This is a genomic window from Inquilinus sp. CA228 (genome assembly GCF_052078665.1).
In the GTDB taxonomy this organism is placed as follows: Bacteria; Pseudomonadota; Alphaproteobacteria; order DSM-16000; family Inquilinaceae; genus Inquilinus.
In genome coordinates, this window is sequence record NZ_JBQJIK010000053.1 from 51,172 (window position 1) to 58,966 (window position 7,795).

At 70.7% G+C, this 7,795-nt stretch carries 8 protein-coding genes; 6 read left to right on the plus strand and 2 right to left on the minus strand.

Annotation, left to right across the window (positions count from 1 at the left end):
- The first annotated feature begins 29 nt into the window (after window positions 1–29).
- From ACTOWL_RS24650 to ACTOWL_RS24660, 3 genes are all read left to right on the plus strand, one after another.
- The gene (locus ACTOWL_RS24650) at window positions 30–1,445 is read left to right on the plus strand and encodes an MFS transporter (RefSeq protein WP_441323933.1); all 1,416 of its coding nucleotides are present in this window, start codon (window positions 30–32) and stop codon (window positions 1,443–1,445) included.
- A gap of 74 nt (window positions 1,446–1,519) precedes the next feature.
- Window positions 1,520–2,272: an SDR family oxidoreductase gene (locus ACTOWL_RS24655; RefSeq protein WP_441323934.1), complete on the plus strand. Its 753-nt coding sequence runs from the start codon at window positions 1,520–1,522 to the stop codon at window positions 2,270–2,272.
- A gap of 160 nt (window positions 2,273–2,432) precedes the next feature.
- A complete protein-coding gene (locus ACTOWL_RS24660; RefSeq protein ID WP_441323935.1) occupies window positions 2,433–3,896 on the plus strand; it encodes an SMI1/KNR4 family protein in 1,464 nt (487 codons plus the stop codon).
- A gap of 32 nt (window positions 3,897–3,928) precedes the next feature.
- On the opposite strand, the gene ACTOWL_RS24665 is transcribed toward ACTOWL_RS24660, so the two are convergent.
- Complete coding sequence (locus ACTOWL_RS24665) at window positions 3,929–4,711, minus strand: GNAT family N-acetyltransferase (protein WP_441323936.1); 783 nt, start codon at window positions 4,709–4,711, stop codon at window positions 3,929–3,931.
- Window positions 4,712–4,810: 99 nt separating this feature from the next.
- Between ACTOWL_RS24665 and ACTOWL_RS24670 the strand changes: the two genes are divergently transcribed.
- Window positions 4,811–5,449, plus strand: coding sequence for a LysE family translocator (locus tag ACTOWL_RS24670; RefSeq protein WP_441323937.1), 639 nt, complete (start codon window positions 4,811–4,813; stop codon window positions 5,447–5,449).
- A gap of 1 nt (window position 5,450) precedes the next feature.
- Window positions 5,451–6,170 (plus strand): HAD family hydrolase, encoded by a 720-nt coding sequence (locus ACTOWL_RS24675; protein WP_441323938.1) that lies wholly within the window; start codon window positions 5,451–5,453, stop codon window positions 6,168–6,170.
- 171 nt (window positions 6,171–6,341) lie between these two features.
- Here ACTOWL_RS24675 and ACTOWL_RS24680 read toward each other — a convergent pair whose 3' ends face one another.
- On the minus strand, window positions 6,342–6,821 hold the full coding sequence (locus ACTOWL_RS24680) for a MaoC family dehydratase (protein ID WP_441323939.1): 480 nt from the start codon (window positions 6,819–6,821) through the stop codon (window positions 6,342–6,344).
- A gap of 69 nt (window positions 6,822–6,890) precedes the next feature.
- Between ACTOWL_RS24680 and ACTOWL_RS24685 the strand changes: the two genes are divergently transcribed.
- A partial coding sequence (locus tag ACTOWL_RS24685) for a transcription antitermination factor NusB (RefSeq protein WP_441323940.1) occupies window positions 6,891–7,795 on the plus strand: 905 nt, incomplete at its 3' end.

The following is a 7,795-nucleotide window of genomic DNA, read 5'->3' on the forward strand; positions in this document are numbered from 1 at the left end:
CGGCCCTCCCCTCACGATCCGGCCCGCCCATGACTTCGTCCCCGCGCCAACCCGTGCTGATCGCGCTGCTGGTCGCCGGCGCCTTCTTCATGGAGAACCTGGACGCCACCGTGATCGTCACGGCGCTGCCGGACATGGCGGCGTCCTTCGGCGTCCGGGCGGTGGACCTGAATGTCGGGCTGTCGGCCTATCTGCTGACGCTGGCTGTGTTCATCCCGGCCAGCGGCTGGGTCGCCGACCGGTTCGGCGCCCGCTCGGTCTTCGCCGCCGCGATCGTCGTCTTCACCCTGGCCTCGGCCCTGTGCGCCGCCAGCGACAGCCTGTGGAGCTTCACCGCCGCGCGCATCCTGCAGGGCGTCGGCGGCGCCATGATGGTGCCGGTCGGGCGGCTGGTGGTGCTGCGCAACACCGCCAAGCAGGACCTGATGCGGGCGATCGCGTACATCACCTGGCCGGCGCTGGCGGCCCCGGTGCTGGGCCCGCCCGTCGGCGGCCTGATCACCAGCATCGCCTCCTGGCGCTGGATCTTCCTGCTCAACCTGCCGCTCGGCGCCATTGCCCTGGTGCTGGCGCTGCGGCTGATCCCGAACGACCGCAGTGAGGATCGCCGCCCCTTCGACGGGCTCGGCTTCGTCCTGTCCGGCATCGCCTGCCTGGCGCTGATGCTGGGGCTTGACCTGATCGGGCACGAGCAGATCCCCTGGGCCATGGTCGGGCTGCTGCTGGCCGCCGCCCTGCTGCTGGGCGCCTGGGCGGTGCGTCACGCCCGGCGCCATCCGTACCCGCTGGTCGGGCTGGCGGCGCTGGCGATCCACACCTTCCGCGTCACCGTCCGCGGCGGGTCGCTGTTCCGGGCGGTGGTCAGCGCCGTGCCCTTCCTGCTGCCGCTGATGTTCCAGCTCGGCTTCGGGCTCGACCCGGTCAGCTCCGGCCTGCTGGTGCTGGCGCTGTTCGCCGGCAATCTCGGCATGAAGCCGATGACCAGCTGGGTGCTGCGCAGCTTCGGCTTCCGCACCGCCCTGCTGGCGAACGGCGCGGTGCTGGCGGCGACTCTGTTCGCCTGCGCCCTGCTGACGCCGTCGACGCCCGTCGCCCTGACCGCGGCGCTGCTGGTGGTCAGCGGTGCCGCCCGGTCGATGCAGTTCACCAGCCTGAACACCCTGGCCTTCGTCGACGTCGCCAAGCCGGAGATGAGCGCCGCCAACACCCTGTTCAGCGTGATCCAGCAGATCTCGGTCGGGCTGGGCGTGGCGCTGGGGGCGATCGCGCTGCGGGCGGCGGAGGCCTCGGGGCTGGCCGGCGGCTCGACCATCGCCGAGTATCAGATCGCCTTCGCCCTGCTCGGCGTGGTGGCGCTGCTGTCGCTGCTGGACTATCTGCCGCTGCGCCGCGACGCCGGGATCGAGGTCAGCGGCCACGGCCGCAATCGACAGCATTCCGGCTGACTACGTCGGACATAACCGCTAGGGTCCGTCCGGAGACGGGGCCAACCCCGGCGATCGATACGGGAGAGACGCAGATGGCAAGCAAGGTGGCGCTGGTGACGGGGGCCGGGTCGGGCGTCGGCCGCGCGGTGACCCTGGCCTTCCTCAAGGACGGCTACAGGGTGGTGCTGGCCGGCCGCCGACAGGACGCGCTGGCGGAGACGATCCAGCTGTCGGGCGTCCCGGCGGAGCAGGCCCTGGCGGTGCCGACCGACGTCACCGATCCCAACAGCGTCCGCGCCCTGTTCGACGCCACCAAGGCCCGCTTCGGCCGCCTCGACGTGCTGTTCAACAATGCCGGCGTCAGCGCCCCCGGGGTGCCGCTGGAGGACCTGACCTTCGAGCAGTGGAAAGCGGTGGTCGACACCAACCTGACCGGGCCGTTCCTGTGCACCCAGGAAGCCTTCCGGATCATGAAGGACCAGGACCCGCAGGGCGGCCGGATCATCAACAACGGCTCGATCTCGGCCCATGTGCCGCGGCCGAACTCCGCCCCCTACACCGCGACCAAGCACGCCATCACCGGCCTGACCCGGTCGACCTCGCTGGACGGGCGGAAATACGGCATCGCCTGCGGCCAGGTCGACATCGGCAACGCCGCCACCGACATGGCCGCCCGCATGGCCAAGGGCGTGCCCCAGGCCGACGGCTCGATCAAGCCGGAGCCGCTGATGGATTCGGCCCATGTCGCCAGCACCGTGCTGATGATGGCGGCCCTGCCGCTCGACGCCAATGTCCAGTTCGTCACCGTGATGGCGACGAACATGCCCTTCATCGGGCGAGGGTGATACCCAGGGCGACTCTTGACCGCTCCTGGGCTGCCCGACCAAGCTAGGCAATGACACTAGAGGGCGGGCCTGTTCCATGCCTGCACAGGCCCGTGCCAGGGTGCGGAGTAAGGGGAAGATGGGCACGCGGGCCATGCCCTGACCGCCAGGAAAGCGCCAGATGAGCCAGGACGCCGAAGACATTCTGGGGGGACTGCGTGCCTCCCCGCTCTTCGCGCCGGATTTTCCCAAGCGTGCCCGTTGCTCCATTGCTGCCTGGGCGCTTCTGCCGGAAGGAGAACGGCGGGCACTTGACCAAGCCTCCGGCGAGGCCATGGAACGCGCGCGCACCGCGTATCGCCCCTGGGAAGAGGGCGTGCGAACGCTCGGCAAGGCGCGCTACACGCCAGCAATCCCGCTGTTGGCGCAGCTTTGGCGGGATTGCGCGCTGATGCCGGTGCGGGCGAGCGCAGGCCATGCACTTCTGGCCATGGACGATCCGGCCGCCTACGACACGCTGGAGTCGCTGATCGAAGACCGGGAAGCCATTTCCATCCATCTCGGCATACGCGCCGTCTTCCGCCGCAATCCTCTCGCCGCTTTCGACCAGTTTGCGCCGCTGTTCACGGCGCAGGACATCACCGCGGTCACGATCGGCCACGAGGCGCTGTCACTGTTCGTGCCATCGATAGTATTGGCAGACGGCACCCCGTGCTGGATCGAGAGCGAGGCGCCGTCCTGGTTCAAGCAAGATCCCCGTTGGCTGGCACTCTGCGCCGGGCTATGCCGGGACGAGAGGCTCGGCGACCCCGCCCGCATGGCGCTGTGCCACGCCGATCCGGGCAGTGCTCTGCCCGCGCTGGAGGCCGCCCGCGCGAAACGTCCGCCTCCACCCCCGCCGGCTACGCGTGCCATCGGCGACCTCGTGGCGCGCTACCGGGCCGGGGACCATCTGGGCACGTGGCGGGAGGCCCGCGCCTTCCCCGCTATTGCCGGGGATTTGCGCGCGGAAATCGCCGCGCTAGCCGGCGAAACCATGTTGCGCACGGCCCGCAACGTCGCGCTGATATCCGAAAGGCTGCAGCGGGCAGGATGGCAGTCCCTCGGCTTTATGCGAACGCTGCCGGAGCCCGCTGACGCGGCGCGGATTGCGGCGATCGAGCAGATGACGGGCGCACGGCTGCCACCATCCCTGGACGCGTTCTGGCGCGTGGTTGGGGGCGTGAGCTGGGTATGGGATTGCGACCGGGGCGCAGGCCCTGTCGTCGCCGACCTGCCTTTGGCAGGCATTGATACGGATGCCCTGCTGATCGAACCCTGCAGCACCATCGAATCGTTTTGCTTCGAGGTATGGGAGGAACAGAAGGACGTGGTCCACCCGGATCTGATCGGTCCTTTCCGGCTGGAGCTGGCACCTGACCGGCTGCACAAGATGCAGGTCAGCGGCGGCCCACCTTACGCGATCGAACTGCCTTTCCCGGGCGCCGATCCGCTGTTCCGGCAGGAAGACCACGCCCTCCCCTTCGTCGACTATCTGCGCGACTGCTTCGCCTGGGCCGGGTTTCCGCACTTGAAGCACCATACCGACCAGGCGGCCGCGCGACGATTCGTCGGCATTCTGGGCCGAGGGCTGGAGCCGTTCTGATATCGGGCGGGGTTTTCAGACGTCTCTCAGGCCTACGCCTCCCGCACGTAAGGCGTGGTCGTGGTCAGGACCCGGAAGCCGAGCCGTTGCAGGATCGGCCGGCTTTCGGACGAGGCGTCGACGGTGAGGAAGCGGAAGCCCCGCTGCTTCGCCTCGGCGGCGCGCTTGGCCACCAGCGCGCGGTAGATGCCGCGGCCGCGCCAATGCGGCCGGGTGGCGCCGCCCCACAGATCGGCGAAGCCGGTGCCGGGATGGAACCGGATCCAGCCGGCCGAGACGCAATGGCCGTCGGCCATGGCGAGATAGACCGACAGCCGGTCCGGCGCCGCCGCGAGCTCGGCGCCCAGCACCTCCGACCGCCAGTCGTCGTCCGAGCCATAGACCGCGGCCATCAGGTCGTCGATGGCGCCGAACCGCACCGGGTCGACCACGCGCTCGATGGTCACGCCCTCCGGATCGACCGGCGGCGGCAGCGCGCCGTCGAGATCGAGCGCCACCAGCGTCTCCAGCTCCTCCGGCACGAAGCCGGCGACCTCCAGGCGCTGGCCGAGATCGGCCGGCGTGTCGTGGCCGTACAGCTTCCACTCGACCGATCGGCCCTGGCTCGCGAAGAAGGCGGCCTCCCGGGTGATCGCCGCGGCGGCCGAGGCGGCGTCGAGCCGGCTCCACTGCACGAAGTTGTCATGCACCCCCGGGCCGGGGCCGACGATGCGGGTGACGTCGGGCAGCTGCTCGACCCGGTAGGCCGGATCGGCCTGCACCGGGGCCCGCCGCAACTCGGCGTCGAAGCGCCTCAGGATCTCCGCCTCGTCCATCCCGTCCTCCGCTCGATCCGCCGGGCTTGCCCGGGCCTCCCTTATGGCCGATTTTGGCGCCGGTTGCGACCGCAGCCCTGTCAATTCCGGAGAGCAATCGTGAACGGCACCCTGCTTCTGGCCTCGGGCCTCGCCGGCTTCGCCTACGGCATCTCGCCGGGGCCGGCGGTGCTGGCCCTGTTCGGCATCTCCGCCGGCCAGGGGCGGCGGGCCGGCGCCACCTTCCTGTGCGGCCATCTGGTCGGCGACGCCCTGTGGTCGGCGCTGGCGCTGACCGCGATCATCGGCGCCCAGGTGATCGGCCCGGCGGTGTTCGACACGCTCGGGCTGATCTGCGGCGCCTATCTGCTGTGGCTCGGCTGGTCGGCGCTGACCGTGCGCCGCGGCTCCGACGGCCGCATCGACACGTCGGTGCGGCGGCCGCTGCTGCGGGGCCTGCTGTTCGGCGTCACCAACCCGAAGGGCTATCCGGTGGCGGTCGCGACCTTCGCCGCCCTGCTCGCCAGCCATGCCGCCAGCCTGACCTGGTCGGAACTGCCGGCCCTGGTCGCCGCCGCCTGCCTCGGCGCGATCGGCGCCTATGTCATCCTGGTCGGCGTCGCTGGCGCCGCGGCGGTGCGCGGCTTCTACCGCCGGCACGAGATCTGGTTCGTCCGCGCCTCCGGCATCCTGTTCCTCGGCTTCGCCCTGCATGCCCTGGCCGAGTCGATCACCGGCTTCGCCGCCCGCCGGAGCTGAGATGCCCGCTCCGCTGACCGTCGCCTTCGACGCCGACGACACCCTGTGGCACAGCGAATCCGTGTTCGAGGAGACGCATGGCCGGCTGGTCGCCCTGCTGTCCCCCTGGGTCGATGCCGAGACGCTCGAGCGCACCCTGCTCGACACCGAGGCGCGCAACCTGAAGACCTTCGGCTACGGCGTGAAGGGCTTCATCCTGTCGATGATCGAGACCGCGATCGAGATCACCGAGGGCCGCATCGGCGCCGCCCAGATCCGCACCATCCTCGAGCTCGGCAAGGCGATGATGGACCACCCGGTCGAGCTGATCGACGGCGTGGTCGAGACGCTGGACGCGCTGGCGCCGGCGGCCAAGGCGGGGCGGATCCGGCTGATCGTGATCACCAAGGGCGACCTGTTCCACCAGGAGAGCAAGGTCGCCCGCTCCGGCCTCGCCGAACGGTTCGAGAGCGTCGAGATCGTGGCCGAGAAGGACGAGGCGACCTATCGCCGGATCCTGCAGCGCGGCGGCGCGACGCCGGACCGGTTCCTGATGATCGGCAACTCGATGCGCTCGGACATCCTGCCGGTGCTGGACCTCGGCGGCCAGGCGGTACACATCCCGTACCACATCACCTGGGCACATGAGGCGGTGAGCCGGCCGGAGGTGGCGCCGCCCGGCTTCCACACCCTCGACTCGATCCGCGAGGTGCCGGGGCTGGTCAGCCGCCTGCTCGGGTGAAAAAGACCCTGCCTGAAGAAGTTTGGATAGAACCCTGTTTTTATTGTCATTACCGGGCAGGTCCTCGGGTCAAGCCTGAGGACGGCAATCCAGAAGATGTCGACGCTCTCCGGATGCCCGGGTCCAGCCCGGGCATGACAATTAACTTGAACAAACCCTTATAGCGCTCTGCTACGTCGACGACGCCGGCCGGCGCGGCACCACCATGTTCGCGGTCATGATCTGCACCGGCTCATCCGCCTGGTTGAAGGTGGTGATCCGGACCCTGGCCCTGCCGCGGTCGGGGCGCGACTGGGATGGCTGGATCTCCAGCACCTCGCATTCCACCCGCAGCACGTCGCCCGGACGCACCGGCCGCGGCCAGCGCAGATCGTCGGCGCCGCTGCCGATCAGCCCGCCGACGGGCTGATAGGCGCCGCCGACCAGCAGCTTCATGGTCAGGGCGGCGGTGTGCCAGCCGCTGGCGGCCAGGCCGCCGAAGAAGGTCGCCTTCGCCGCCTCCTCGTCGACATGGAAGAGTTGCGGGTCGAATTCGCGGGCGAAGGCCTTGATCGCCTCGGGCGTGACCGCAACGGTCCCCGAGCCGAAGCGCTGCCCGAGCTCGAGATCCTCGAGATAGAGGCGGCGGACGGCGGCGTCTTCAGGCGGCATCGGCGTGTCCTTCATGATCCGGCCCCAGCATGGCGCAGCGCGGCCGATCGCGGAAGTGACCGCCGGCACATGGCACTGGCCGGCCCGGCCCCGATGGTCTACATCCCGCGCATGACCGACACCGGATTGGCCACGCGCAAGGCCGCCGTCGAATTGCTGCGGGCCGTGCTGGCGCAGCGGCGCCCGATCGACGAGGCCCTCGATTCCCATCTCGCCCTGCAGAGCATGGAACCGCGCGACCGCGCCTTCACCCGCCTGCTGCTGACCACCACGCTGCGCCGTCTCGGCCAGATCGACGCGCTGATCGACGGCGCGCTGAAGACGCCGCTGGCGCGCGGCGCCGCCACCGTGCGCGACGTGCTGCGCCTGGGCCTGGCCCAGCGCCTGTTCCTGGCGACGCCGTCCCACGCCGCGGTCGACACCTCGGTCGAGCTGGCCGGCCTGACCGGCTTCGCCGGCATGAAGGGGCTGGTCAACGCCGTGCTGCGCCGGCTGGCCGAGGACGGCCCTGCCCTGCTGGCCGGGCAGGACGCGCCCCGGCTGAACACGCCGGACTGGCTGTGGTCGCGCCTGGTCGAGGCCTATGGCGCCGACACCGCCGCCGCCATCGCCGAGGCGCATCTGCACGAGGCGCCGCTCGATTTCTCGATCAAGGCCGACCCCGATCTCTGGGCGGCGCAGCTCGACGCCCGGCCGCTGCCGACCGGGACGCTGCGGCGCGAGGCCGGCGGCATGGTGCCGGAGCTGCCCGGATTCGGCGAGGGCGCCTGGTGGGTGCAGGACGCCGCCGCCGCGATGCCCGCCCGGCTGTTCGGGCCGGTCGAGGGCCGCCGCATCCTCGACCTCTGCGCCGCGCCGGGCGGCAAGACGGCGCAGCTCGCCGCCGCCGGCGCCGCGGTGACGGCGCTCGACCGCTCGACCCGGCGGCTCAAGCGGGTGGCGGAGAATCTCGAGCGGCTCGGCCGCGCCCCCCC